The sequence below is a fragment of the Paraburkholderia sp. HD33-4 genome (genome assembly GCF_021390635.1).
GTDB lineage: Bacteria > Pseudomonadota > Gammaproteobacteria > Burkholderiales > Burkholderiaceae > Paraburkholderia.
Genome location: NZ_JAJEJS010000003.1, coordinates 657,087 through 681,617, shown reverse-complemented (window position 1 = coordinate 681,617; position 24,531 = coordinate 657,087). Strand labels below are relative to the sequence as shown.

21 protein-coding genes are annotated in these 24,531 nt (G+C 60.1%); 12 read left to right on the top strand and 9 right to left on the bottom strand.

What is annotated here, in order from left to right; genetic code table 11:
* Positions 1-27 precede the first annotated feature (27 nt).
* The gene (locus tag L0U84_RS37655; protein ID WP_233858207.1) at positions 28-195 is read left to right on the top strand and encodes a hypothetical protein; all 168 of its coding nucleotides are present in this window, start codon (positions 28-30) and stop codon (positions 193-195) included.
* A 38-nt stretch (positions 196-233) separates the two neighbouring features.
* Here the strand turns inward: L0U84_RS37655 and L0U84_RS37650 are convergent, their stop codons facing one another.
* On the bottom strand, positions 234-998 hold the full coding sequence (locus L0U84_RS37650; protein ID WP_233858205.1) for a caspase family protein: 765 nt from the start codon (positions 996-998) through the stop codon (positions 234-236).
* A gap of 471 nt (positions 999-1,469) precedes the next feature.
* Here L0U84_RS37650 and L0U84_RS37645 point away from each other — a divergent pair, with 471 nt between their 5' ends.
* From L0U84_RS37645 to L0U84_RS37635, 3 genes are all read left to right on the top strand, one after another.
* Positions 1,470-2,045 carry a hypothetical protein gene (locus L0U84_RS37645; RefSeq protein ID WP_233858203.1) on the top strand — a complete coding sequence of 192 codons (576 nt, stop codon included), beginning with the start codon at positions 1,470-1,472 and terminating at the stop codon, positions 2,043-2,045.
* 113 nt (positions 2,046-2,158) lie between these two features.
* Positions 2,159-2,458 carry a hypothetical protein gene (locus L0U84_RS37640; protein WP_233858202.1) on the top strand — a complete coding sequence of 100 codons (300 nt, stop codon included), beginning with the start codon at positions 2,159-2,161 and terminating at the stop codon, positions 2,456-2,458.
* An 8-nt stretch (positions 2,459-2,466) separates the two neighbouring features.
* The gene (locus tag L0U84_RS37635) at positions 2,467-4,278 is read left to right on the top strand and encodes a phospholipase D-like domain-containing protein (protein ID WP_233858200.1); all 1,812 of its coding nucleotides are present in this window, start codon (positions 2,467-2,469) and stop codon (positions 4,276-4,278) included.
* 115 nt (positions 4,279-4,393) lie between these two features.
* On the opposite strand, the gene L0U84_RS37630 is transcribed toward L0U84_RS37635, so the two are convergent.
* From L0U84_RS37630 to L0U84_RS37620, 3 genes are all read right to left on the bottom strand, one after another.
* Entirely contained in the window at positions 4,394-5,815 is a 1,422-nt protein-coding gene (locus tag L0U84_RS37630) for a UbiA family prenyltransferase (protein WP_233858198.1), read from the bottom strand.
* Positions 5,816-6,082: 267 nt separating this feature from the next.
* On the bottom strand, positions 6,083-7,651 hold the full coding sequence (locus L0U84_RS37625) for a hypothetical protein (RefSeq protein ID WP_233858196.1): 1,569 nt from the start codon (positions 7,649-7,651) through the stop codon (positions 6,083-6,085).
* 511 nt (positions 7,652-8,162) lie between these two features.
* Entirely contained in the window at positions 8,163-8,633 is a 471-nt protein-coding gene (locus L0U84_RS37620) for a J domain-containing protein (RefSeq protein WP_233858194.1), read from the bottom strand.
* Positions 8,634-9,149: 516 nt separating this feature from the next.
* Here L0U84_RS37620 and L0U84_RS37615 point away from each other — a divergent pair.
* The 3 genes from L0U84_RS37615 to L0U84_RS37605 all read left to right on the top strand — a co-directional run bounded on the left by L0U84_RS37615 (position 9,150) and on the right by L0U84_RS37605 (position 11,273).
* Positions 9,150-9,842, top strand: a complete 693-nt coding sequence (locus L0U84_RS37615) for a phosphatase PAP2 family protein (RefSeq protein ID WP_233858192.1) — start codon at positions 9,150-9,152, stop codon at positions 9,840-9,842.
* Between the two features lie 228 nt (positions 9,843-10,070).
* Complete coding sequence (locus L0U84_RS37610) at positions 10,071-10,610, top strand: SRPBCC family protein (protein ID WP_233858190.1); 540 nt, start codon at positions 10,071-10,073, stop codon at positions 10,608-10,610.
* Positions 10,611-11,003: 393 nt separating this feature from the next.
* Complete coding sequence (locus L0U84_RS37605; protein WP_233858188.1) at positions 11,004-11,273, top strand: hypothetical protein; 270 nt, start codon at positions 11,004-11,006, stop codon at positions 11,271-11,273.
* A gap of 59 nt (positions 11,274-11,332) precedes the next feature.
* On the opposite strand, the gene L0U84_RS37600 is transcribed toward L0U84_RS37605, so the two are convergent.
* Together L0U84_RS37600 and L0U84_RS37595 are read right to left on the bottom strand one after the other, a co-directional pair.
* The gene (locus L0U84_RS37600) at positions 11,333-11,557 is read right to left on the bottom strand and encodes a hypothetical protein (RefSeq protein ID WP_233858186.1); all 225 of its coding nucleotides are present in this window, start codon (positions 11,555-11,557) and stop codon (positions 11,333-11,335) included.
* Positions 11,558-11,707: 150 nt separating this feature from the next.
* Entirely contained in the window at positions 11,708-11,881 is a 174-nt protein-coding gene (locus L0U84_RS37595) for a hypothetical protein (protein WP_233858185.1), read from the bottom strand.
* A gap of 402 nt (positions 11,882-12,283) precedes the next feature.
* Here L0U84_RS37595 and L0U84_RS37590 point away from each other — a divergent pair, with 402 nt between their 5' ends.
* The gene (locus tag L0U84_RS37590; RefSeq protein ID WP_233858184.1) at positions 12,284-14,953 is read left to right on the top strand and encodes an excinuclease ABC subunit UvrA; all 2,670 of its coding nucleotides are present in this window, start codon (positions 12,284-12,286) and stop codon (positions 14,951-14,953) included.
* Positions 14,954-15,292: 339 nt separating this feature from the next.
* Entirely contained in the window at positions 15,293-18,016 is a 2,724-nt protein-coding gene (locus tag L0U84_RS37585) for an MGH1-like glycoside hydrolase domain-containing protein (protein WP_233858183.1), read from the top strand.
* Positions 18,017-18,042: 26 nt separating this feature from the next.
* Here L0U84_RS37585 and L0U84_RS37580 read toward each other — a convergent pair whose 3' ends face one another.
* The gene (locus L0U84_RS37580; protein ID WP_233858182.1) at positions 18,043-19,437 is read right to left on the bottom strand and encodes an MFS transporter; all 1,395 of its coding nucleotides are present in this window, start codon (positions 19,435-19,437) and stop codon (positions 18,043-18,045) included.
* Between the two features lie 131 nt (positions 19,438-19,568).
* Between L0U84_RS37580 and L0U84_RS37575 the strand changes: the two genes are divergently transcribed.
* Positions 19,569-20,492: a LysR family transcriptional regulator gene (locus L0U84_RS37575; protein ID WP_233858181.1), complete on the top strand. Its 924-nt coding sequence runs from the start codon at positions 19,569-19,571 to the stop codon at positions 20,490-20,492.
* Positions 20,493-20,509: 17 nt separating this feature from the next.
* On the opposite strand, the gene L0U84_RS37570 is transcribed toward L0U84_RS37575, so the two are convergent.
* Both L0U84_RS37570 and pstS read right to left on the bottom strand, forming a co-directional pair.
* A complete protein-coding gene (locus L0U84_RS37570; RefSeq protein WP_233858180.1) occupies positions 20,510-20,707 on the bottom strand; it encodes a DUF3562 domain-containing protein in 198 nt (65 codons plus the stop codon).
* Positions 20,708-20,845: 138 nt separating this feature from the next.
* Entirely contained in the window at positions 20,846-21,880 is a 1,035-nt protein-coding gene (gene pstS / locus L0U84_RS37565) for a phosphate ABC transporter substrate-binding protein PstS (RefSeq protein ID WP_233858179.1), read from the bottom strand.
* Positions 21,881-22,659: 779 nt separating this feature from the next.
* Between pstS and L0U84_RS37560 the strand changes: the two genes are divergently transcribed.
* Positions 22,660-23,193 (top strand): GlcG/HbpS family heme-binding protein, encoded by a 534-nt coding sequence (locus L0U84_RS37560; RefSeq protein ID WP_233858178.1) that lies wholly within the window; start codon positions 22,660-22,662, stop codon positions 23,191-23,193.
* 256 nt (positions 23,194-23,449) lie between these two features.
* Positions 23,450-24,526 (top strand): LLM class flavin-dependent oxidoreductase, encoded by a 1,077-nt coding sequence (locus tag L0U84_RS37555; protein WP_233858177.1) that lies wholly within the window; start codon positions 23,450-23,452, stop codon positions 24,524-24,526.
* The last annotated feature ends 5 nt before the right edge of the window (positions 24,527-24,531 follow it).

Here is a 24,531-nt window from a genome sequence, read left to right as displayed (position 1 = left end):
GGTAAGGCGCCCGAACTCGACGAGTGCGTGAACGCGTCCGCTAATGGCGACGCAGCGGTGTTTGCGGGCCGCTGCGAGCGCAGCACCTTTCGCCGCATTGCTGATTGCACCGTCTCGTGGCTCGACGCCGACCGGACGGTGACGAGCCTCAAAACCCAGCTTTTGAATATTTTGGTCCATTTGCTTTTGCAATGAAGCGTCTGTACCGGCGACGTCTTACTGCTGGACGTGTGTCAGTTGTGCAAAAACGCCTTCCCGATACTATCGGCGTGCCCGGTTAATTGAGGGGACTGGGTGTAACCAGCGTCATGGAGGGCAGTCGTTGTTTGTGCCACGAGCTTCTGGAGTGGTTCCGTGACTCCGCCGGGTGACCTCAATTGTTCTAAAAAGAAATACGTAAATGCACCGTTATACCTGTCGTTTATATAGGCATCCGCGCTCGTTTGTGAGCTCTGACAACCTGCCACCAACGAAATATTAGGCAGCGCTGAAGAAACGTCCTTAAAGCTCCGGACTGTCTTTACGGGCTTCTGAGGCCGGGCACTGTAGAATTGTTTTGGCGCTCCCAAGCGGTAAAAATCCTTCTCGAGATCGCCACTGTGACATGAGTCGGACCCCCATGCCGCTACTACCCCATTGGGAATCTTTGAGAAGATATTGTGAAAATCGTCGACCGTGACAGACGTCTCTGGTGTGAAATCAAAATCGACGGGACATATCACGTCGGTGCCAATATCGCCCTCGGTGAGTTGAGCGCCATGACCGCTATACCAAAGAATGAATTTGTCACCGCTTTTAAGTTTGGCAACTGCTGCGGAGAGACTTGCTTTTATCTTCGATGCAGTCGCCTCGGCGTCCGTTATCGTAATTATTTCTGTCGGAGAAAATTGGTATTGCGACTGTAGTTCCTTGGATATGTCGGACACGTCATCGAGACAACCGTGGAGAACGTTAGGAAACGGATATGCGTTTATCCCTACCAGTATGGCATGGTTCATGATCGTTCTCCTCGGCGATTTAGAGTCACTTGCCCTACGGAACATTGCGTCCCTACGCGCTACAGCTTAGGCATGTTGATCTTGCAGCTGCAAGGGTAGGACCAAAAAATATATTGCAGATAACGTATGAAGAAGATCGTCGTCGATAAATAGAAAAGATGATGACCGGATTCGCCTGGCGTTGAGGTTCTTCCTCTGCCCGCTTCACGTTGATTTGCCGACTTTACTATTGGGAGGTGTGTTGCCGGCAGCCCACCCGCTCAATGAGCGAGTCGTCCGATGCTGCGATGCTCCCGAATGACGCTATGTGCGTTATCGCACAGTGATGTTTGGTTTTAGCGCGCCCCCTGCCTCCGCGCACTCTCATCAACCTTGCTTTCGCCATGCCTGATTACTATGGTTATGGGGGCGCAACCCAATCGATTGCTACCACGTTCCCGGGAATGCGGAAAACAGCAAGGAGACGACGCCATGCCCGTGCCGACCGCCAGGAAAATCATGATCATCCGGCACGCGGAAAAGCCTGATGGAGCCGGCACGCCGTATGGCATCAATGCCGACGGGGAACAAGACAATGAAAGCCTCATTGTGCGCGGCTGGCAACGCGCCGGAGCGCTTGCGGCGTTTTTCGCTCCTGCTCGAGGTCCGATGCAAGACCCGAGACTCGCGAAACCCGAAGTGCTGTTCGCGGCAGTGGTTGCGCCGCACGCGAAGAGCGAGCGCCCAACCGAGACAATTACTCCGTTGAGCCAGCGGCTCAAGATCCAACTTAATGTTCAAGGTGAGTACACCAAGGGACAGGAAGCGGCCGTTGCGAATGCCGCACTCATCAGCCAAGGCACGGTCCTGATCTGCTGGCAGCACGAGGACATTCCGACGATCGCCGACAACATTCCACTATCAAATGGCCCAGTGCCGGGGAAATGGCCTGGCGACCGATTCGATATCGTGTGGGTCTTCGACTTGCAACCTCCCAACGGCCTATACGCGTTCAGCCAGGTTCCGCAGGAACTGCTGGAAGGCGACCAACCTACTGTCATCTCTTAGCGATTGTCGAACCACGCTGCCGCGAGAGCGCGGGGGAGCAGCTGGCATAGTTGCGTACGCAAGTCGCGCGCCATGGAGCACGACGCACGGCGCCCCGGGATTCGAGCGATGCTGTGTCGCCGCAGCAAAAACCGTGGCCGCTCTATCAGTTTCTGCAACGCCCTTTCCAAAAACCTGCCGGGTTCATCAAGCTGGAGGCGGCGCTATCGCAATCGAAGTTCGTCGCGATTTACGGTCTCGTATTCGATGACGGAGGTCCCGATGGGAAGGGAGTGCATGAAACGCACTTCAATTCCACGCCTGAAGATAAGGATAAAGATGGCGCCGTCGTTGTTTACAACGTTGACGCAAACCAGAATCCGTCACGGACGTGGTTTTTCTTCAAATTTGTCGGTGACCAGATCACCACGTGAGCCCAATCATGGCCAGTAACAAAAATTCAAAGCTAAGAGATATCGACCGCGTGATCCGGAATAATCTGGGGCCGTTGACCAAGCCGGGTGTGCTGACCGTGCGTCCTGGATACGAAATCGCGGACGACCAACTCACTGGCAAGGCCGCGATCGTTGTGACGGTCCATACGAAGCGGGCGTTGGCATCCCTTTCGCGTGATGAAGTGCTGCCGAATTCAATCGAACGTATTCCGGTCGACGTTCGTGAGGCGACCGCGCATCAGCGCCTGCGCGCTCACGACCCCGCCGCCGCCGCACTGATCCAAGCCTATGGACGCCCCGAGGACAAGGACCCGGAGTGGGATTACGAGCGCGAAATGCCGAGTGGGCGGCTCCTAAGCGACAACCGCAGCGCTATCAGGAAGGCACTGGCGTACCGGATGGCCAATCAACCAGCGACGGCTCGCGCGCTGCATGCTCACACGCAGAAGCAGAAGATTGCGTACGTTCCCGCACCCGGTGTATCGCTAGATCCGGTCGCACTCCGGCAGGCGACGATCACTGCGCATGTCAGCCCCGACGCGGGGCTGGCAACACTGCAATCGTTTCTAACGGGAACACAACATTCCCTGGTTGTTGGCATGTACGACTTCACGTCCGGCCCGATCCTGCAAACATTCAAGACTGTTCTTGACGGTACAAAGACGCTGCAGATGGTGCTCGATAATCCCCCGCCGAATAAGATAGGTGACCAGACAGACCCGCAGACCGTGGCTGAGCTCGATCAGGTGTTGGGTCGCCGAGCGAAAATCGTCTGGGCGCTCGACCGACCGGACGTATTCGCGGCCGCCTGGATGTTTCCGTACGCGTACCACATCAAGGTTATCGTTCGTGATGGCAACACGGTGTGGCTGTCGAGCGGCAATCTGGACAATAGCAACCAGCCCGATCTGCATGCGCCTCCGCACACGGAAGATCGAGATTGGCATGTGATCATTCAGGACACGACGCTAGCCGGCATCTTTGGGGCGTTTCTCGATCAGGACTACGCGAGTGCCAAGGACCACCAGACTGCTGCAGATGCCGGTGCGGACATGCAACGAGCCGTTGCGGATGCGAATACGAAGCTCGCTGCGGAAACCAATCCGCCGGTGAACACACGGGTCATTCCGACTGACGGTAAATACGTTCCAGCGAAAGTATTCAGGAATGTCAACGTAAGTGTTACGCCTCTGCTGACGCCGGACAAGGTAGAAGGCTCCACGACGCAGGGCCAATATCTGACGAACATCCTGCAGCTCATCGCGAGCGCAGAGCACTCGCTATACATCCAGCTACAATACATCGAATCTTCGAGTGGCTCGGGAGACTACAACGGACTGCTTCAGGCAATCGCCGATCGTGTCGCTGCGGGTGTCGATGTCCGACTGATAGAAAGCGCCGAATATGGAATGAAGTGGGCGGAAAAGATGAAGGCGGCAGGTGTCGATCTCACCCAGAACATTCGTCTGCAGCGCAATGTGCACAACAAGGGGTTCGTGGTCGATTCGAAGGTGGTTGTCATCAGCAGCCAGAATTTCTCCCCGGCCGGCATAGAGGATAATCGCGACGCAGGCGTGATCATTCCATCGCAGCCGATTGCAGCGTACTACGAAAAGTTCTTCGTCTCCGATTGGGAAGAGCGCGCGAAGCCTTTCGTCGCCGGCAAGCCGGTGAGTGGCGCAAAGAAGTCGACCACGCAGAAGACAGCCGCAAAGAAGTCAGCGACGAAAAAGGCCCGGCAGCCCGCCGGCAAGGCGGCGGGAAAGCGGGCCATTGCAACCAGGACGCCGAGAAAATAGAAAAACAAGCGTGCCCGCGAGGCATGTTTGCATATCTTTCTCAAAGCCGCGCGAGCGCGCTACAAGAGCCACTCGACAGAAGCGTGATGTATGACATGCCAAGCGAGTAATCGGGTTATACAGCCACGACAACTGTCACCACACACAGGAAAATGACGAGCAGGCTAAAGCGGTTCCTGACTGCATAGACAATAGGATCGTCGTGCATCTCACCACGAAATGCAAGCATCCACGCCCGACTTATCCAATACAGCAGCAAGCCGAAGAGCACCCACAGGGCGTGGGGATGGCGATAGAGAGCGTGGACATCTGCCGAGTTCAGGTAAAGCGCAAGAATCAGCACCGCAACATATCCCGAAGCTGTTCCGAACGAACGCACAATGCCCAAATCGTGCGTGTCATACCCACGTCCTGAGGCGGACGCCTGACCATTGCGAAGCAGCGCATCGAGTTCGGTATAGCGCTTTACCATGGCAAGGCTCAGAAACATCATCACCGAGAACAGGATGAGCCAGTCGGACAAGAGAATATTGCCAGCCGCACCGCCCGCTATGATGCGGCTCGTGTAGAGCGCGGCAAGAGCAAAGACATCCACGAGCACGAGGCGCTTGAGCTTGAACGAATACAGCAGCGTGGCGACGAAATAGCCGGCCAGTACCACACCGAACAGCGGGTCCAATCGAGACGCCAGGGTCGCCGACGCGATCAGAAGCGTCACCGTGAGGATCATTCCGAATGTGAGCGATAGTTGCCCCGAGGCGAACGGCCGATGCTTTTTGTTCGGATGGCGGCGATCAGCATTCAGGTCGAGCATGTCGTTCAGCAGATAGCCGGCTGACGCGCAAAAGCTGAAAGAAAAGAAGGCGGTCACTTCCGCCAGCACCGTCGGCAGATCAGTGAAACGGTGTGATGCAAGAAGCGGCACGAAGATCAGCAGGTTCTTCACCCATTGATAGACACGCATCTCTTTGGCGACCAGCCGCCAAAGAGAGCGCTTTTCTTCAAAAACGAGGAGGTCCTGGTTGACCTTCTTTGCCGCATCCGCGATGCGCTGATCGCCCACCACGATCGCCCCACGCGCCTGCTTCCAGACTGGCAAATCCGCCAGTTCGTTACCGCAATAATCAAATCCGCGATGACCGAAGTGAGCAGTTAGCACACAGCCCTTCTGACTGCCCTTGAGATTGCGGACTTCATCACTGGCAAGCACGCCGCTGAAGAAGCCGAAATGACTGGCGATCTGATCAGCGAGTTGTTGATTGGACGCCGTACAAAGATAAAGGTCTCGCCCGTTCTCACGCTGGTCGCGCAAATAGCTGACGAAACTCGCGTTGTAAGGCAAAACCGACACGTCGATAGAGATCCGCTTCGCAATTTCGGCTTTCAGGCAGGCTCTGCCCTTTAACAGCCAAACGATGCAAGCAAATAGGTAAATGGGGTTTTTCTTGACGAGCATCAGGAACGACTCGGCAAGCAAATCCGTCGAGGTTAGGGTCCCGTCGAGATCTACGCACAGGGGAACGCTTACGTCACTCATTTCAAGACCACCCTCTCGTTTCGCTTATACGCCCTCACACGCTTTTCGAAGCCAGATTATTGTTCTACAGAAAGATTCCGAATTTTCAGCCTGTCACGGAGGCAGCCAACGCAGCATTGCAACGATGAAGGCTTTTTACGGAGCCGAAGACGTTGCAATGGAAGCGAAGGACCAACCACAACCTGCTCGACGCAACGCGTCGTGTGATGCCTTGTCTACACCGCGTATTTCTCATTCGTCGTGCTCGTCTAACATCAGTAATTGATCTCAACGGGGACGCAATTCATAGAGCCGATGTTCGGGTAAAGTCGCAACGAGTTGCCAACCATCAAGGGTCTCTGGCAGCCGTCGGTACGGGTCGAACACCGCAAGATAGACCGCCGTGAACCGGCTTTGAAGGTCCGGAAAACGGTCCAGCAGTGCAGTCGACCACGCGCGCAACATCGCGCCATTTGCTTCGAAATCCGGGTCCCGGTTAGAGCTCTCATCCTGGAACTGCCTCAATGCTACGTTCTCGCTCCGGTAGAGCACGGGTTGTTGCCCCGCTTTGAGATACAAATCCGGCACGAGTACGCCATCCACTGTTGCGAGCGCCACCACCTTGTCCAGATATGGGTTCCAGCGGTGGGGGTCCTTCCATGGAGACGGGTAGGCGGTGTCCTGCTTGTACTGGAACAAGACGGAACCGGCCTTCAGAGACGCGAACGTACTGCGGTAAGCCTGAATGACAGGCCTGCCGCCCCGCCAGTCCTCAGTCACGGTCGCAATCCGCAAAACAAAGACGAGCGTGAGCACGAGCGCGCCGATACGTTGAAGACGTGGCGCCACCGAAGGTTGTATGCCAACCAGCGCGGTCAGCAAAAACGCGAAACTGAGCCCACATCGCTCGATCACCCCGTAGGAAGCAAACGCGTCAAACGGTGCGAGCAGGACTACCAGCGGAAGTGCGAACACGGTTATCCGGAACTCCGGCTCGCACGTCCACCATCTTTGCACGAGACCAGTGACCACGAACACGACCAATCCCGCCACGATCGCCACATCGGCTACGCGATTGCCCACCGACAGGACATCGACGCAGTAAGCGATCTTCGAGAGTACGCGGAAAAGGCCGAAGTTGGTTGCCCCATGAAGGCCACCGGTGCTGCTGTGAACCAACAGTGCAAAGGGAAGCAGCAACGGAATAATGCTCGCGGCCGCGTGGCGAGCCAGTGCATGAATCGAGAACTTCCTCTCGCGAATAAAACAGCCAAGTTCCCACGTGCCTGTGATCAGAGCGAAAACGGCGAGCGGAAACAGATGGCAAAAGTAGATGACAAGGGCACTGCCGCACGAGACCAGAATCCGCACGAGGGTGGACCTGCGCAACGCCACATGTGCGGCGATTGCCCAAAAGCAGACGCCAAGACCAAACAGAAAGTTGTCGTAGCCGCGTATCAGTATCCAGTTATAGAGCAGCAGGAAGCTGATAAACGGTAACCATGACCAGCGGCCATTGGCAACACGGCTCAGCACTAGGCAGCCCGACGTCAGTAGCCCGAGTTCAACGAGGGTAAACAGCCAGGTGGCCCATTCCACCGGTATGAACTTCGTGAACCACGGGACGGCCAGGTCCATCGCTAGGTCAGGCAAGACATCCCACTGAACGACGAAATTTCTAACATACGATGCCGGATGAGAAAGAATGTCGACCCGGACGATATTGTAGAAATGTTGCCCAAGAGGAGGAACTGACGTGGTGAGGAATGGCACCGATGCAACGATAGTCGCAATCAGCCAAACACCCCACAGATGCAATGGCGAAACACCATGGTTCATCTGGTTTCTGACAGTCATCAAAAACCTCAGAAGATTGTTTTAGGATTCTCTAGACAAGGGATAAGGTATGCGCGTGCAACGCCGACGGCACGTAGTTCCGCGATGGCCTCACGACAGGCCATGCAGCAACGGGGTTACCGGGTAGGGCTTTCTGAAAGAAAACTCTAAACGTGGAAGCTGAAGGTTTTCTGAAGAGGCGGGAAACACTATGTGTCGCGCACCACATACCTCTGCAAAAGAGGCTCGTAAATAATGAGAGTCACAACACGGCAAATATCCGGTCACCGTTTAGACGAGCATGGCAGAAAAAAATGGCCTAACTCTTTCAAGGAGAGTAGGCCATGAAACACACGCGGGAACCAAAGCATCGGCGCCGGACGGAATCAGTCCGCGATGGCGGATGAAGCCACGTTCGATCTCGTGAATTGGCCGGCCGTTTGCTGGAAAGCGCCGACGGCTGCACGTGCGAGTGACGGCGCGGGCGAATGTCGGTCATGGCGGCCCCGGTCCTATGAGGAAACAATCACCGCTACGAAGATCCGAACACCGAAAGCGCCACGGCCAACAGGGCAGGTAACGCAAGCCATAACAGAGCTGGCACCTTCCATTGCCTCCCTACTCCACGATGCCGATGCTCGGCTTTATCCGCCGGCGCTTTCGCTTCACAACGCTGGCGTGCGGCTTGTATAGCCTGACGCCAGCCCGCTCCTTCGCCGCGCCTTTCACGCACTGCGTATAGCGGCTTGTGTGGTGGCGTGCTAGTAGGCCCGCTGGCATGGTCCTTAGCCGCCTTTGCGGCGAGCTGACGGTCATACTCCGCGCGCTTGGTCTCGTCGCTGAGTACAGTCCATGCCTCGTTGAGGATCAGCATGATCCGCGTCGCGTCCGGGGAGTCATTGCGGTCAGGGTGATACTGCTGACATAGCACCCGGTACGCCGCCTTGATGACGGGCAGAGGGGCGTTGGGCGCCACCTTCAGGTTGTCGTAGTGTGTGTGCATCTCTGTTCCCCGGTTTTTGAATTTTCTTGTCGAAGGACAATACCTCGTGTGCCCGCGTGGAACGGACGTCAAGGCGCGGCCCCAACCTCTATGGATGTAGCGGATTTTCAATCGTGCACGAAACGGGATGGCTCGCCATGTGGTAAACCGAACAGTTGGCGCGAAGAATCACTGACGCCAACGCGGCAGCGTTGCACCTGCTTCGAGGACGAGAAGCGCGCCGTTGCCGACGCTCGTGGCGTCGTGGTTGCAACGCCATGTTGGCTACAACACATAGCGGTTACAACGCCTTCAGTAAGCCTTCAGCTTCCACGTTTAGAGTTTTCATCGAGAGCGCTCCCGCACCTGAAGCGACGGTAACGTTGGTACCCAAAAAGTGGTGCCTTGAATGACATGGCGCTTTCCAGATCGGCGCGCCGCGGTCAGCGCAGCAATTTTTGCGTGCGGCATTTCTCGCCGCCCACCTGGACCACGCTGGCCTTGCATTGCGACTAGCTCATAGAAGAAATACAGAAAATGAATAGCGTCGATTCGTCTATCGAAACATATCTGTCAACTATCCATTTCAGTCATTTCTCGACCCAATCCATACAAGCCATCGCCGGCCTGTACAGCTGTAAAGGCCTCGTTCTGATTCCCGTGCTGTGGTGGATGTGGTTCCAGCAAGACGAGCGGCGCGCATGGCGGCGCGAAATGGTTGTCGCGACGCTTCTCAGCGGCATCGTGGCGTTTTTCGTCGCAAGACTGCTGACTCACTGGTTGCCGTTCAGAGTGCGCCCCCTCTATAACACCGAACTTCATCTGCAGTTCGCAAGCAGTGCGACCACGGGTGCGGGCCTGGCAGATTGGAGTTCGTTCCCAAGCGATCACGCAATGCTATGGATGGCCATCGCCACCGGCATCTTCCTCGTGCGGCGGCGCATCGGTGTGCTGGCGCTGCTCTACACCGTACTTTTCATTTGCGTCCCGCGCGCCTATCTCGGCTTTCACTACCCGAGCGATTTGCTCATGGGTGCCGTCATGGGGATTGCGATCACCTCGATCATGACGAGAGATGCGATCCGCGTGCGCTATGCGACTGCGCTGCTGCGCTGGATCGAACGCCACCCATCGCCGTCGGCGATGCTGGCCTTTATTCTGTGCATCCAACTCATCATGCAGTTCGACGAACTGCGTAATCTGGCGAGCGACATATTCACGTATCTTTGAACCGGGCGTCGCGAACAGGCACTCCCGTCAGTTGGGCGCGACTGACAGCCCGTCGTGAGTCCCGATGACTGGTCGGAACGAGCGAATCAATGCGGTACTATCGGCGCACGGCGCGCGTCTCGATCTACGTCCGGCTTCGCCGTTATCCGGTTGTCGAAGCCGCGGAGCTTTCGGCGCTGTATAGAGGCCCGGCAGTCCCCGTGTGCGCGATACTTCGCAGAGTCGCAGATGAAACGGCCATTGAGATGGATCGGCGCTATCCTGGCGGCCTTTGCGGTCGCTGCCCTGCTGGCTCTACCGTTGCCTGAGTCCGTCGACCTGACGACGGAGATCGTCACCGCGATCTTGATCGAGCGACCGGATTCGGTGGTTTTCGACTACGTGACGACACCCGCGCACTGGCCCGACTGGCACCCGTCTTCGTTATCGGTAAGCGGGGCGACCGATCACCCGTTGAGCGTTGGCGAACAGGTTGCGGAAGAATTTCGCGTGGCGGGTCGGCGGGGAAGCGTCGTGTGGACGGTTGCCGTGCGGGACCGTCCGCGTAAATGGGTCATTATCGGCAAGATAGATGGCAAGCCCGCCGGCACGGTGCGCTACTCCCTGACGCCCGTAGCGTCCGGGACACGATTCGAGCGTGTGTTCGTGTACCGCTCCCCGTCACTTTGGTTTGCAGCAGCGAATGTCCTGTTCCTGCGCGCGCGAATCCAGCAGGAGTCCGACGAGGCGGTCGCGCGGCTGAAGAAAGCGGTGGAAGCGATGCCGTAGAGCGGGTTGCACCGGCAATCGGATGGCTCGCCCTCTTCCCGACATGGCAGGCGGACCACGCGTGCATCGATGGTGTGCCGACAGGGTGGCGGATGGCACTGAAAGGGACGGAAAACGGCACGCGGGCCCTGCAGCCTTGCTGTCGTCTGCCGGCTCGCCGCCGCTGGCGGAGCCCGCGCTCGGAGCCCAACTATCTCGCCGCTCGCCGCGAATCACGACAGTTAGCAAATCTTTATGACGAATTCGGGTCCCGGTTTGGTCAAGCGGCTTCCCTTTGGGCTCGATATGTGGGCTGCCCCACACTTCGGTGCCAATTCCAACCCGTCAGAGGCTGTCCGAAGCGCCCTTTCTCCATAAAATTTCCCAAAAGGGGATCGGCACGGAGAAAAAATTATGGACGCACTTGCAGGTTTTTTCGTCTTTGGGGTTTCGTTAGCTGCGATCGTTGCGACAACAGAAGTCAACGGAAAATTGTGGTGGGCCAGTCTGCTCGGCACCCTCGCAGCCGGACCGATTGTGGCCGCGGTGCTGTTAATGGCGATCCCCGGCACTATAGGCAATATCGAGGCCGCAACGCTTGCATTTCTGGTGCCGCTCATCATTATGTGCGTCGCCCTATCGAGGCACATCATCCCGCAAATCACCGCGGAGCACCGCAGTTGATGGCATCACGTCCGGGCCTTGCGCGCGCCGAGCGTCGAGGAGGGTGAAGTCGACGAGTGTCATGCGCTTCGACGCCTCGCGACTAGCGCGGCGCAGCCGCGAAGCGCTGGTTGTAGCCGGGATCCGACAGTGGACCCCGCCTCGGCGATTCGGATCAAAACATCGCCCGCGAGCACACTGCCCATCGCACCGAGAACGCCCTCGCCTTCGCCGAACTCACCGGCCGTTTCAAGTCCGGACTCCTGAAGTTCCTGTTCGAACTCGTATTCGTTCATGTTGCCCATGCCGTGCCTCCCTGTGCGCGCTGAAGATCACCAGACGACATGGATGCAAACCAGGATCGCGTGACTGCGAGCCGTCGCCAGCGGCAGGCGCCCCGAACAACGCCTGCTCGCATGGATCCGGCCACCCAAAGCCTATGCCTCTACCTATGCCTACGACGACCGATCACGACTACGCGCTCGCGTAGCACCCGTAATCACCGCGACGCCGAGCAGTATCACCGCCACGATAGCAATGATGTGCTGCGCGACATGCAGCGCCATCAATCCCCACGCGACGCCGCCAATGAAAATGATCCATCCGACCAGATAGATGAGCAGGGTCATCGTTTTTCTCCTTGCGGTTTCGGCCAATAGCGCCGGTTGCCTGCGCTGCAAGATTTACCTGGCGCTCCGATGATCCGCTGACATCGCTTCTATCGGTGCGGGACGCGGTGCATACGACGCCCTCGCCGAAGAAGCGATCAACGGGTCTATCTCCAAGCACATTGCGCGCCTGACGCCGCCATCGCGCGCGGCCCGATGGACGACCGCGGTTCGCTCCGCCGCAATATCGGATTCGAATTTGCGGCCGATTCCAAGGTGCACGGCGGCGTCCCATGCTGCGGGGCCTTACACTTCAATGCCATCCAACCCGAACTTCTCGCGTTGTGCCTGGCATGCTCCCTGCGTCCCACATCATTTTTCGCGCAGCCGCCCAGGCACCGCGCTCATCCGCTATCGATCGACATGGACGCTCCCCGCAACAAACCCGGCCCGAACTCGCCGCCCTCCGACAGTCGCGCCGGCTTCGTACGCGTGCGAGGCGCGCGCGAGCACAATCTGAAAAACGTCGACGTGCAGATTCCGCGCGATGCGCTCGTCGTGTTCACGGGTGTATCGGGCTCGGGCAAATCATCGCTGGCGTTCGGCACGCTGTATGCGGAGGCGCAGCGGCGCTACTTCGAATCCGTCGCGCCGTATGCGAGGCGCCTGATCGAACAGGTCGGCGTACCCGAAGTCGACGCGATCGAAGGGCTGCCGCCCGCGGTCGCGTTGCAACAGCAACGTGGCGCACCGAGCGCGCGCTCGTCGGTGGGCAGCGTGACGACGTTGTCGAGCCTCGTGCGCATGCTGTATTCGCGCACCGGTGACTATCCTCCGAAACAGCCGATGCTATTCGCCGAGGACTTCTCGCCAAACACGGTGCAAGGCGCCTGTCCGACCTGTCATGGGCTGGGCCGCGTGTACGAGGTCACCGAGAAATCGATGGTGCCGGACGACTCGCTCACCATCCGCGAGCGCGCGATCGCCGCGTGGCCGCCAGCGTGGCACGGACAGAACCTGCGCGACATCCTGGTGACCCTCGGCTACGACGTCGACACGCCATGGCGCGATCTACCGAAAAAAGATCGCGACTGGATCCTCTTCACCGATGAACAGCCGACCGTGCCCGTCTACGCCGGCCTCACGCCCAAGGAGACTCGCGCCGCGCTCAAACGCAAGGACGAACCGAGCTATCAGGGCACGTTCACAGGCGCGCGCCGTTACGTGCTGCACACCTTTGCGACCACCCAAAGCGCGCTGATGAAAAAGCGCGTGTCGCAGTATCTGGTCGGCAGCGTCTGCCCGACCTGCGATGGAAAACGGCTCAAGAAAGAAGCGCTGTCGGTGAAATTCGCCGGGTTCGATATCGGCGAGTTTTCACAGTTGCCGCTCGCGGAGCTCGCCGCGCTTCTCGCGCCGATTGCGCGCGGCGAATGGCCGAAGCCAGATACGGCGACGACCGGCCGGGGCAGCGTACTCAGCAAGAGCGCGATGCGCGAAGCGGTCGACCAGCGGGTCGCGGCCGGCGGTTCCGCGCACAAGGCATCGCCCGATGTGCGGCGCACGCCGAACCTGTCCGGCGAGAAGCGCCTCGCGGCGCAGCGCATTGCCGCCGAACTGCTGGTGCGGCTGACCACTCTGGTCGAGCTGGGCCTCGGTTATCTCTCGCTCGAGCGCAGCACGCCCACGCTGTCGTCGGGTGAATTGCAGCGCTTGCGACTGGCCACGCAATTGTCGTCGCAGCTATTCGGGGTCGTGTACGTGCTCGACGAGCCATCGGCCGGCTTGCATCCCGCCGATGGCGAAGCGCTCTTCAGCGCGCTGCAGGAATTGAAGGCAGCGGGCAACTCGCTGTTCGTCGTCGAGCACGATCTGCAGACGATGCGGCGCGCCGACTGGCTGGTCGACGTCGGTCCGGCGGCCGGCGAAGCGGGCGGCCACGTGGTCTATAGCGGGCCACCCGCAGGACTCGCGAAGGTCGAAGCGTCGCAAACGCGCCTGCATCTGTTCGCCCCGCTCGCGCAGGTCGATCGCACGCCGCGCGATGCCACCGGCTGGCTGCGGCTCGCCAACATCACCCGCAACAATCTGCACGGGCTGAACGTCGCGTTCCCGCTCGGCTGCCTGAGCACGGTCACGGGCGTCTCCGGCTCGGGCAAATCGAGCCTCGTGAGCCAGGCGCTGCCGGAGCTGGTCGCGAGGCGGCTGGGAAAGATCATCGAAAGCGCGGACGACGACGAACCGGACCCGCTGCTCGCCACCGCGACGATACCGACGAGCGGCCACATCGCCGACGGCATGGACGCGCTGCGGCGGCTCGTGCGTGTCGATCAAAAACCGATCGGGCGCACGCCGCGTTCCAACCTCGCGACCTACACGGGTCTTTTCGACCACGTTCGCAAGCTGTTCGCGGACACGCCCAGCGCGCGCAAGCGTCACTACAGCGCAGGGCGCTTCTCGTTCAACGTCGCGCAAGGGCGCTGCCCGACCTGCGAAGGCGAGGGCTTCGTCAGCGTCGAGTTGCTGTTTCTGCCGAGCGTGTACGCACCTTGTTCGACCTGTCACGGCACTCGCTACAACGCATCGACGCTGGAGATCACGTGGCACGATAAAAACATTGCCGAGGTACTGGGCCTGACCGTCGACACCGCGTGCAGTTTCTTCGCCGACGAAGCCGGCGTGATGCGCGCGCTGAATGCACTGCGCGACATCGGCCTCGGCTATCTGCGGCTCGGCCAGCCCGCCACCGAGCTATCGGGCGGCGAAGCGCAACGCATCAAGCTCGCCACCGAACTGCAACGCGCGCAGCGCGGAGACACGCTTTACATCCTCGACGAACCGACCACCGGCCTCCATCCCGCCGACGTGGACCGGCTGATGGTGCAACTGCAGCGGCTCGTCGACGAGGGCAATACCGTGGTGGTGGTCGAGCACGATATGCGGGTGGCCGCCCAAAGCGACTGGATCATCGACGTCGGCCCGGGTGCCGGCGACGCCGGCGGGTCGATCGTGGCATGCGGCACGCCGGCTGAGGTCGCCCGCGAAAAGCAGAGCCGCACGGCCGCGTATCTGCGGCAACATCTCGTGCCGTGAGACAGAATCTTTCGGCATCCACCCGCGCATTTGCGCAACGAGCGACTACAGTTGATTGGCGGGACGGCGACTGCGCCCATGACAACTTGCGAGCGTCCGTTTGCGTCCGTTTGCGCCCGTCGGTTCGCAGACATCGCGAGAAGCGAAGTAAGCTGTCCGCGCGGGGCCGGGACATAGCTGGGAACGCATGAACCAGGCGAACACTCAGCAGCTTGACCACGCCGATATCGATCGCGCGGCACTTCACCCGTGCCCATCTCTGGAGGGCGCCTGAACTGCGCGCGATGCGCGTCTTCGTGCAGTCGAAATCGTATTGATGCGGCCATAACGGAGGCCAGAATGGCGCCTGTAATCGTCGATGTCGCGGAACAAAAGCGCTTGAACGACGCGCATACGGCGCAGGTGCCGTGGAAGAAGTGGGGGCCGTATCTGAGCGAGCGGCAATGGGGAACGGTCCGCGAGGACTACAGCCAGGATGGCGACGCGTGGAACTATTTCACCCACGATCATTCCCGCTCCCGCGCCTACAGGTGGGGAGAGGATGGGCTCGGCGGCCTGTCCGACGACCGGCAGCAACTCTGCTTTGCGCTCGCATTGTGGAACGGGCGCGACCCGATTCTGAAGGAACGCCTGTTCGGCCTCACCAATAGCGAGGGCAATCATGGCGAGGACGTGAAGGAATATTACTTCTATCTCGACAGCACGCCCACGCACTCGTACATGAAGTATCTGTACAAATATCCGCAGCGCGAATATCCGTATCTCGACCTGATCGAGACGAACCGGAAGCGATCGCGCGACGAACTCGAGTACGAACTGATCGATACCGGCGTATTCGATGACGACCGGTATTTCGATGTCTTCGTCGAATACGCGAAGCTCGATCCGCAAGACATCTTCGTGCGCATTTCCGTGCACAACCGCGGGCGGGACGCGGCACAGCTTCGGATCCTGCCGACGCTATGGTTTCGCAACACCTGGTCGTGGGGCCATGACGATCGCAGGCCGTCGCTGAGCGAAGCGGGTCCGGGCGTCATTCGGGCTAGCCATCATGAACTGGGCGACTACTGGCTCTATTGCGACGGCGCGACGGAACTGCTGTTCACGGAAAACGAAAGCAATGCGCAGCGTCTGTGGAATCAACCCAATGCGTCGCCCTATGTGAAGGACGCATTCCACGCGTATGTGATCGGCGGGCAGCGCGAGGCAGTGAATCCGGCCCGGACGGGAACCAAGGCGGCCGCCCATTACGCATGCAACGTCCCCGGCGGCGACAGCGTAACGATCCGGCTGCGCCTGAGCGCAGTGAGCCGCGACAACGCCTTCGACGGTTTCGAGAACACCTTCACTGAACGCATCGCCGATGCGGACGAGTTCTACGCGCACATCGCGCCGAAGTCGCTGACGGAAGATTCGCGCCGGGTGCACCGTCAGGCTTTGGCAGGCATGTTGTGGGGCAAGCAGTACTACTACTTCGATCTCGAACTGTGGCTGCGCGAGCATGGGAGTCACCCGTTGCTCGAAGGTGAGCGGCTCGATGTGCGTAACACCGGGTGGTTCCACATGCTCAACGCGGACGTGATCTCCATGCCGGACAAATGGGAGTATCCGTGGTACGCGGCCTGGGATCTGGCGTTCCACACGATCTCTCTGTCGCTCGTCGACTTCGATTTCGCGCAGGAGCAATTGCTGCTGATGTTGCGCACGCTGTATGTGCATCCGAGTGGCCAGATCCCGGCCTACGAGTGGAACTTCAGCGACGTCAATCCTCCGGTGCATGCCGCCGCCACGCTCTGGCTCTACCGGTACGGTAAAGAGCTGGGACGGGCCGATCCGCGCTTTCTCGAGCGCTCGTTCCAGGGGCTGATGCTCAATTTCAACTGGTGGGTGAATCGCAAGGATCCGTCAGGTCGCAACGTGTTTTCCGGTGGCTTTCTGGGGCTGGACAACATTGGGGTGTTCGATCGGAGCGCGCAGCTGCCGACGGGTGGATCGCTGGAACAGGCGGACGGAACCGCGTGGATGGCGTTTTATTGCCAGTGCATGCTGGAGATGGCGATCATCCTGACGGAATACGATCCGATGTACGAGGAGATCGCCTTCAGGTTCGTCCAGCACTTCATGTGGATCGCCTACGCGATGGATCGGCGCGGCGAACATGCGGACGAGATGTGGGACGAGCAGGACGGCTTTTTCTATGATCTGCTGCGGCTTCCCGACGGCCAGACCAGGCGCCTGAAGATAAGGTCGATGGTGGGGCTGCTGCCGCTGTGCGCGTCGACGGTGTTCGAAGCAGATGCGGTGACACGCTATCCGAAACTGATGGATCTGATCGCCCAGTTCCGCAAACGCTACCCGGAGTTGCTCGCCCACGTGGCTCCGACAGATGCCGGCTTCATCGGCCATCGGGAGCGCCGGCTCCTGTCGATCCTGAACAGGCGCAAGCTCGAGCGCGTGCTCGGATACCTGCTCGACGAGAACGAGTTTCTCGGGTCACATGGTATCCGTTCGCTCTCCCGCTATCATCTCGAGCATCCGTATGTGCTCAACGTCGGTGGGACCGACTACAAGGTGCAGTACCTGCCGGCTGAATCGAATACTGGCATGTTCGGCGGGAACTCCAATTGGCGAGGGCCGGTATGGATGCCGGTGAACCTGCTCATCGTCAGGGCACTCATGAATCTCTACAGCTTTTTCGGCGACGAGTTCAAGGTTCAATGCCCGACCGGGTCCGGACATTACATGACGCTGTTCGAGGTGACGCAGGAAATCGTCCGGCGACTGACGGGTACGTTCTTGCGCGACGCGGATGGACAGCGTCCCGTCTATGGCGGGACCAGCAAGTTCCAGGACGATCCGCACTGGCGCGACCTGATCCTGTTCTACGAGTATTTCCACGGAGACAACGGTGCGGGGCTAGGGGCCAGTCATCAGACGGGCTGGACGGGCCTCGTTGCACCTCTGCTGGACATGTTCGGGCGCATCGATGCTCAGACCGTACTCGAAAGCGACCGCTGGCGCGTCATGGCCGGCGCCTGCGCGCAACAGGCCGGCCGGGAATAGATCACGGGAAGTGGCGGGTTCCGCTCTCAACGCGCACCGTCCGTGACCATCGTTGCGGACGTCCTGAGACCCATGACTATGCTCAGGAGGCTTAAAAGCGTCACCGTAGCGGCCAGAATCGCAGCGAGATGGAGTCCTTCGGCAAGCCGGTCGAACTCCGGCCGCACCAGCGCACCGAACAAGCCCACGCCGAGCACGCCACCAATCTGACGTGCGGTGTTCAACACGCCCGATGCGATGCCCATGCACGACGAGTCCACGTGCGCCAGCACCGCGGTGTTGATCGACGGCACCGCGAGCGCCACACCGACTCCAACCGTCAGCAACGGCAACGCCACTGCCAGCGCGCTGCTATCCACCCGAACGAACGCAAGCGAAACATAGCCGAGCGCCGCCAGCGCCTGGCCGACGAGCATCGGCAGGCGGCAACCGAAACGCGCGGTGAGCGAACCTGACGCGACATTAGCGACTGTCACCACAGCCGTCATAGGCAAAAATGCGAGGCCGGTTTCGAGCGGCGTGTAGTGACGCGCGCTCTGGAAAAACAGACTCATCGCAAACATCAGTCCGTAGTAGCCGAAATTCAGCGCCAGCCCGGTTAGCGCGCTGACATTCACCGCGGCATTGCGAAACAGCGCGAGCGGCAACAATGGCTGCGCATGCCGAGCCTCGACCATCACAAACAAACCGCCCGCAACGGCCGCGACGGCAAATCCCATCAATACGGTCATGCTGGTCCAGCCCAGCCTGCCGCTTTCGACCACCGCATACGTCAGCCCGACCAACGCAACGACGGCAAGCGTCTGACCGGCCAGATCGATGCGACGCGCCGCGTGCGCCTCGGTGTCAGGCGCGTGAGCAATGGTCAGCCAGATGCCCGCGACGCCGATCGGCACGTTGATCAGAAAAATTGCCGGCCAACCGAAGCGCTCGACGAGCACGCCGCCGACCAGCGGGCCAGCCCCCAATGCGAGCGCCGCCGTGCCCGCCCACACGCTGACGGCCCTGGCCCGCGCATGCGGGTCCGGAAACGCCGCGCCGAGCAGCGCCAGCGACGACGGCACGCATAGCGCCGCGCCGATGCCCTGCACCACCCGCGCCACGATCAGCATCGCCGCGCCACCCGACAGTCCGCACCCCACCGATGCGCAGGTGAACACCACGAACCCGGCGAGAAACATGCGACGTGCGCCGAAGCGGTCGGCCAACGCGCCAGCCGACAGCAGCAGGCTCGCGAACGCCAGCGTGTAGGCGTTGACGACCCATTCCAGCGCCGTCGAATCGAGGCCGAGGCTATCGCGCATTCGTGCAAGCGCGACGTTCACCACCGTGACGTCGAGACAGATGATGACGAAGCCGAGGCTCGTCGCGAGCAAGGCAAGGCGTGGTGATCGGGCCGGTGAGCTGAGCTGTTTGCGCATGATGTCCGTGCATGAAGTCGGGCGATGCGGAGCCGGGATGGGCCGCAGACGACGTGTACGCGGACTGTATTCCTATAGCGAAGATTGATAAACGCACGGCGAATAGCAACAGAACCAATTATTATTGAGGAATGGATCTCCTCAAAGCGATGACCGTATTTGTGCGCGTAGTCGAAAGCGGCAGCCTGACGGCGGCGGCGGTGGCCTGCGACCTGTCGCCGACGATGGTCGGCAATCACCTTCAGGCGCTGGAAACCCGGCTTGGCGCGCGACTCATCCATCGCACCACGCGCAAGCAGCAGATCAGCGCGTTTGGTCAGGCCTACTACGAACGATGCGTCGAGATCCTTGGGCTGGTCGACGATTCGGAACGACTCGCGCTCGATCATCTCGCGACGCCGCGCGGACGCCTGCGTGTGACCGCGCCCGTCGTGTTCAGCAACGAATGCCTGATGCCTGTGATCGCGGATTACTGCGAGCGCTATCCCGAAGTGAAGCTCGATATCGTCGCCACCGATGCGCTGTCGGACCTGCTCGACGACGGCTTCGAGGCGGCGGTTCGCATCGGCGCGCTGGGCAATCCGGATCTCGTCGCACGGCCTCTGAAGCCGTACCGTCTCGTGTTGTGCGCGTCGCGCGGGTACCTGACGACGCACGGCACGCCGTCATCGCCCGACGCGTTGCGCTCGCATCAGTGCCTGACCTACGCGTATCCACCGCGCTCGGAATGGCACGCGGCGCAGGCCGAATGGAGCCTGCAGGGTCCGGACGGACGCGTGAGCGTGCCCGTCGACGGCAGGCTGAGAATCGACAATTCGGAAGCGCTGCGACGGGCGGTGCTGCGTGGTCTCGGCATCGCCATGCTGCCCGAGATTCTGGTGGCCGCGGATCTGCGAGCGAAGCGGTTGGTCGAAGTGCTGCCGGAGTTTGCCGCGCCCGAGCGGCCATTGAATCTGCTGTATCTGCGTGAGCGACAGACGTCGCCGAAGCTTCGGAGCTTCATTGAATTCATCGTCGAGCGCTTCGGCGCCCAGGCCGCAACATCAGCGGGTTGAACGCCCGGCACCGACTCTCAATGCGAATCCTGTTGCTGCCTACGCAGGTTGTCCCTGACACGACGGGCGACCAGAACCGTCAGATAATCCGTGATTCGTGCACCTTCGCTGTATTCGATCCACGTTTGCGCGTACATCTGCAAGACCGTTTCCTCGGGCGTGTTGGTAGCGGCCGCAATCTGCTTGATGACATCTTCGACGTTGCGCGTGACCATTGCTTGCTCCCGGCGTGCGGTGATAAAAGACCGTCACACACACGGTACGCGCCCCGATACGCAAGTCAATTGACCTGCGTCAATTGACCTGATCTATGACCGTTTACGCTTTGGTCGAGGCGCCCGGCAGCGAGGCCCTCACTGAAACACCGGTTTTCCCGACGCGTCCTTGACCTTCGCCTTCCACTGCGCGCGGATTTCCGACACGACCGCATCCGGCAGCGAGATGTAGTCGAGATCGCTGGCAGCCTGCCCGCCGCTCTTGAACGCCCAGTCGAAGAACTTCAGCGTTGCCGCGCCTTGCGCCGGCTTTTCCTGCGTCGCGTGCAGCAGCACGAAGGTCGCGCCGACGACCGGCCATGCGTCCTTGCCCGGCTCGTTCGTCAGGATCTGGTAGAACGACGTCTTCCAGTCCGCGCCCGAGGCCGCCGCCTTAAAGGTTTCGGTCTTCGGCGCAACCACGGCACCGGCCGAATTCTTCAGACTGGTGTAAACCATGTTGTTTTGCTTCGCATACGCCCACTCGACGTAACCGACCGCGCCCGGCAGCCGTTGCACGAAGGCGGCGACGCCGTCATTGCCCTTGCCGCCCGTACCGGTCGGCCAGTTCACCGTGGTGCCTTCGCCGACCTTCGACTTCCACTCCGGGTTCACCTTCGACAGAAAGTTCGTCCAGATGAAGCTCGTGCCCGAACCATCGGCGCGGCGCACCACGGCGATGTCCGTATCCGGCAGCTTTATGCCCGGATTGAGCGCGGCGATGGCCGGATCGTTCCATTTCTTGATCTTGTTCAGATAGATGTCGCCGAGTACGGCACCCGACAGCACCAGTTGACCGGGCTTCACGCCGGGCATGTTCACGACCGGCACCACGCCGCCGACCACCGTCGGGAATTGGAACAGGCCCGTCTTCGCCAGTTCGTCGTCCTTCATCGGCGCGTCGGAGCCTGCGAAATCGACGGTCTTCGCGATGATCTGCTTGATGCCGCCCGCTGAACCGATGCCCTGGTAGTTGACCTTGCCGCCTCCGCCCTTATGGAAAGCGTCAGCCCACTTGTTATAGATCGGGGCTGCGAAAGTGCTGCCCGCGCCTGTGACGTCCGCGGTTTGCGCTTGCGCGGCCGCGAGGGGGAGAGCAACGGCAAGAACTGCAATTCCTCGTTTGAACAGCATGGTTTGCCTCCACGAGATTGACTGACCGGATCAATAGTTGCAGCAAGCTACGCTCCGCGATGCAATTGCTCGACTATGCATCTTGCGGGCCCACGCTGGCTCCGCTGGCCACCCGCTACTTGCGCTGGTGCGCGGTGCTTTCTTCAATGGTGTCCGCTCCGCTCTGGCCCGCCTGATGCTGCATCGTGCCTGCGCGTCGAACCTTCCCCAACGCTCGAACTTTCAAACTTAAGCGGTTCAGATGACATTTCGTTGACAGCCGTGGCGAAGCGTCCAGGCGGTCTGATCGCGCGGCTCAGCTTCGAAATAAACGCAACGACGAATGAACATCTTGCTGGGAGAAGAATTCAGCAACGATCGCACAATGGGATTCTGAAAACCATCGACCGCCACGAACCTCGCCAACACACGTTGATTCCCAACGTGAAAGCGCCGCGTAAGTACATTAACTGAAAGCGGCAATTGGACTTACTCGGAGCTTTCTGCAATTCGCCAATCCGTCACGAGACGACATTGCGCACATGCGGTGCAATCCGACTAATTTGTATCCGTCAAGGAAAACACGGAAGGAGAAAAGCGCGCATAACGTCTACCGTTCGATTTGACTCAATACATCGACATCAAGCGGTTCCGCGTTGCGTTTTTTAGTCGGTCAGGGGCTTAGGACAGGTAAAGACACGAGCCTCCGGCGGCTCGAGCGACGATCAACGGAGTCAACACAGCGCTCCAACGACAACGCCGCTGCGCGAGCCTTCCGGCCACCAACAGGAGATGGCGCGATGCCAAACCTCGTCCGTATCGTATTCCTCGCATGCCTCGCTTGCCTCGTCGCGACGACCGCGGCAACGGCACAGACCCCAGCCTCACAACCCTCCTCCGGCACGATGCCGGAGAAGATGCCATTCGACATTCCTTACGGCACGCCAATAGGTGTAGACACCGCAAAGAAGCTGCTCGCGATTGCAGAAGCGGAAGCAAAGAGACGGGATTGGAAAATGAACATCGCAGTTGTCGATACGCATGGCGAGCTCGTTGCATTTGAACGCATGGACGGCGCGCAATACGCATCGATTGCGATATCGCAGAACAAAGCTCGTACGGCGGCGCGATTTCGTCGCGAAACCCGCGTCTTCTACAACCAGTTCGAGAGCGGACATACGTACTTGAGCACGCTGGATCCGGAACTGGTCGCGTCGCCGGGAGGATTCCCGCTTGTGGACGCAGGAAAGCTGATTGGCGCTATCGGATGCAGCGGTGGCACCGCCGAGCAGGACGCCGCCGTGTGCAAGGTGGCGGCCGACACGATCAAATAGTGCCAACTGTCATCGGTAGATCCGTTCGTGAAGGTCGCGCACGCCGACCGGCGCGCCCGTGCCGAGCCCGAACTCCTTCGCCAGAGGGGGAAATCCGCCCACGCTAACATGCACAACCTATATCTTTAGCTCAATTCAATATTTAGTCTTTGCATAACCCGGTGTTAGCCTGAATTCGTTCCGCAGGCGTGCACCGCGCCACGTCTGCGTCCGCTGCCATTTCTCCATCGAAACGAATATCCGGCAAGGAGCTACCGTGAGCGTCGAATTCATCGGCATGATCCAGCAACGCAAAGTCTCGGAGACACATGCTCCCCAAGGCCCCGCGATCGATACCGACTACGTGCGCACCTTCGCGCAAGCCCACGAAAACGCGGGCTTCGACCGTATCCTCGTGCCCCACAGTTCGACCAGTCCCGACGCGACCATCACGATCGCCTATGCCGCGAGCGTGACCTCACGTGTGCATTTCATGCTCGCGCATCGGCCGGGCTTCGTCGCGCCGACTCTGGCGGCGCGGCAGCTCGCGACGCTCGATCATTTTTCCGGCGGCCGCCTCGCGGTGCACTTCATCTCCGGCGGCAGCGACGAAGACCAGCGACGCGACGGCGACTTCCTGAGCCATGACGAGCGCTACGCGCGCACCGACGAGTATCTGCAGATTTTGCGCCGGGTCTGGACCGAAGAGCGTCCGTTCGATCACGAGGGCCGTTTCTACCGCTTCGAAAAAGCCTTCTCCGATGTGAAGCCGAAACAGACGCCACACGTGCCGATCTATTTCGGTGGCGCATCGGAACCCGCGCTCGCGGTCGCGGGCAAACACGCGGACGTCTACGCGCTGTGGGGCGAATCGAAACAGCAGGTCCACGAGCAGATCACGCGGGTGCGAGCCGAAGCCGCGAAACATGGCCGCAGCGTGCGCTTCTCGGTGTCGTTCCGGCCGATCCTCGCGTCGACGGAAAAAGCCGCGTGGGAACGCGCGGAACATATTCTCGACGAGACACGCCGGCTGCGCGTCGAGCAAGGCTTCGCACGTGGTGGCCCGCAACAGAGCGAAGGCGCGCGGCGTCTGCTAGCCGCCGCCGGTGACGGCGTGCGCGCGGACGAGCGTCTGTGGACCGCGGTCGCGAGAGAGATCGGCGGCCGTTCGAATTCGACGGCGCTCGTCGGCACACCGGCACAAGTCGCGCAAACGCTCGCCGAATATCACGCGCTCGGCGTCACGACGTTCCTGATCCGTGGCTTCGACCCGCTTGAAGACGCGATCGACTACGGCCGCGAACTGATTCCCGCCACGCGCGAACTAACGTCGCGCGCACGCCACGCGGCGTAACAGGA

What these genes read in the sequence shown, in the direction of transcription:
- L0U84_RS37595 (WP_233858185.1), bottom strand. Translation starts at nt 11,881, where the DNA reads ATGACCCTGCTCATCTATCTGGTCGGATGGATCATTTTCATTGGCGGC.
- L0U84_RS37645 (WP_233858203.1), top strand. Translation starts at nt 1,470, where the DNA reads ATGCCCGTGCCGACCGCCAGGAAAATCATGATCATCCGGCACGCGGAA.
- L0U84_RS37635 (WP_233858200.1), top strand. Translation starts at nt 2,467, where the DNA reads ATGGCCAGTAACAAAAATTCAAAGCTAAGAGATATCGACCGCGTGATC.
- L0U84_RS37620 (WP_233858194.1), bottom strand. Translation starts at nt 8,633, where the DNA reads ATGCACACACACTACGACAACCTGAAGGTGGCGCCCAACGCCCCTCTG.
- L0U84_RS37605 (WP_233858188.1), top strand. Translation starts at nt 11,004, where the DNA reads ATGGACGCACTTGCAGGTTTTTTCGTCTTTGGGGTTTCGTTAGCTGCG.
- L0U84_RS37580 (WP_233858182.1), bottom strand. Translation starts at nt 19,437, where the DNA reads ATGCGCAAACAGCTCAGCTCACCGGCCCGATCACCACGCCTTGCCTTG.
- L0U84_RS37570 (WP_233858180.1), bottom strand. Translation starts at nt 20,707, where the DNA reads ATGGTCACGCGCAACGTCGAAGATGTCATCAAGCAGATTGCGGCCGCT.
- L0U84_RS37615 (WP_233858192.1), top strand. Translation starts at nt 9,150, where the DNA reads ATGAATAGCGTCGATTCGTCTATCGAAACATATCTGTCAACTATCCAT.
- L0U84_RS37610 (WP_233858190.1), top strand. Translation starts at nt 10,071, where the DNA reads ATGAAACGGCCATTGAGATGGATCGGCGCTATCCTGGCGGCCTTTGCG.
- L0U84_RS37625 (WP_233858196.1), bottom strand. Translation starts at nt 7,651, where the DNA reads ATGACTGTCAGAAACCAGATGAACCATGGTGTTTCGCCATTGCATCTG.
- L0U84_RS37600 (WP_233858186.1), bottom strand. Translation starts at nt 11,557, where the DNA reads ATGGGCAACATGAACGAATACGAGTTCGAACAGGAACTTCAGGAGTCC.
- L0U84_RS37575 (WP_233858181.1), top strand. Translation starts at nt 19,569, where the DNA reads ATGGATCTCCTCAAAGCGATGACCGTATTTGTGCGCGTAGTCGAAAGC.
- L0U84_RS37650 (WP_233858205.1), bottom strand. Translation starts at nt 998, where the DNA reads ATGAACCATGCCATACTGGTAGGGATAAACGCATATCCGTTTCCTAAC.
- pstS (WP_233858179.1), bottom strand. Translation starts at nt 21,880, where the DNA reads ATGCTGTTCAAACGAGGAATTGCAGTTCTTGCCGTTGCTCTCCCCCTC.
- L0U84_RS37585 (WP_233858183.1), top strand. Translation starts at nt 15,293, where the DNA reads ATGGCGCCTGTAATCGTCGATGTCGCGGAACAAAAGCGCTTGAACGAC.
- L0U84_RS37560 (WP_233858178.1), top strand. Translation starts at nt 22,660, where the DNA reads ATGCCAAACCTCGTCCGTATCGTATTCCTCGCATGCCTCGCTTGCCTC.
- L0U84_RS37630 (WP_233858198.1), bottom strand. Translation starts at nt 5,815, where the DNA reads ATGAGTGACGTAAGCGTTCCCCTGTGCGTAGATCTCGACGGGACCCTA.
- L0U84_RS37590 (WP_233858184.1), top strand. Translation starts at nt 12,284, where the DNA reads ATGGACGCTCCCCGCAACAAACCCGGCCCGAACTCGCCGCCCTCCGAC.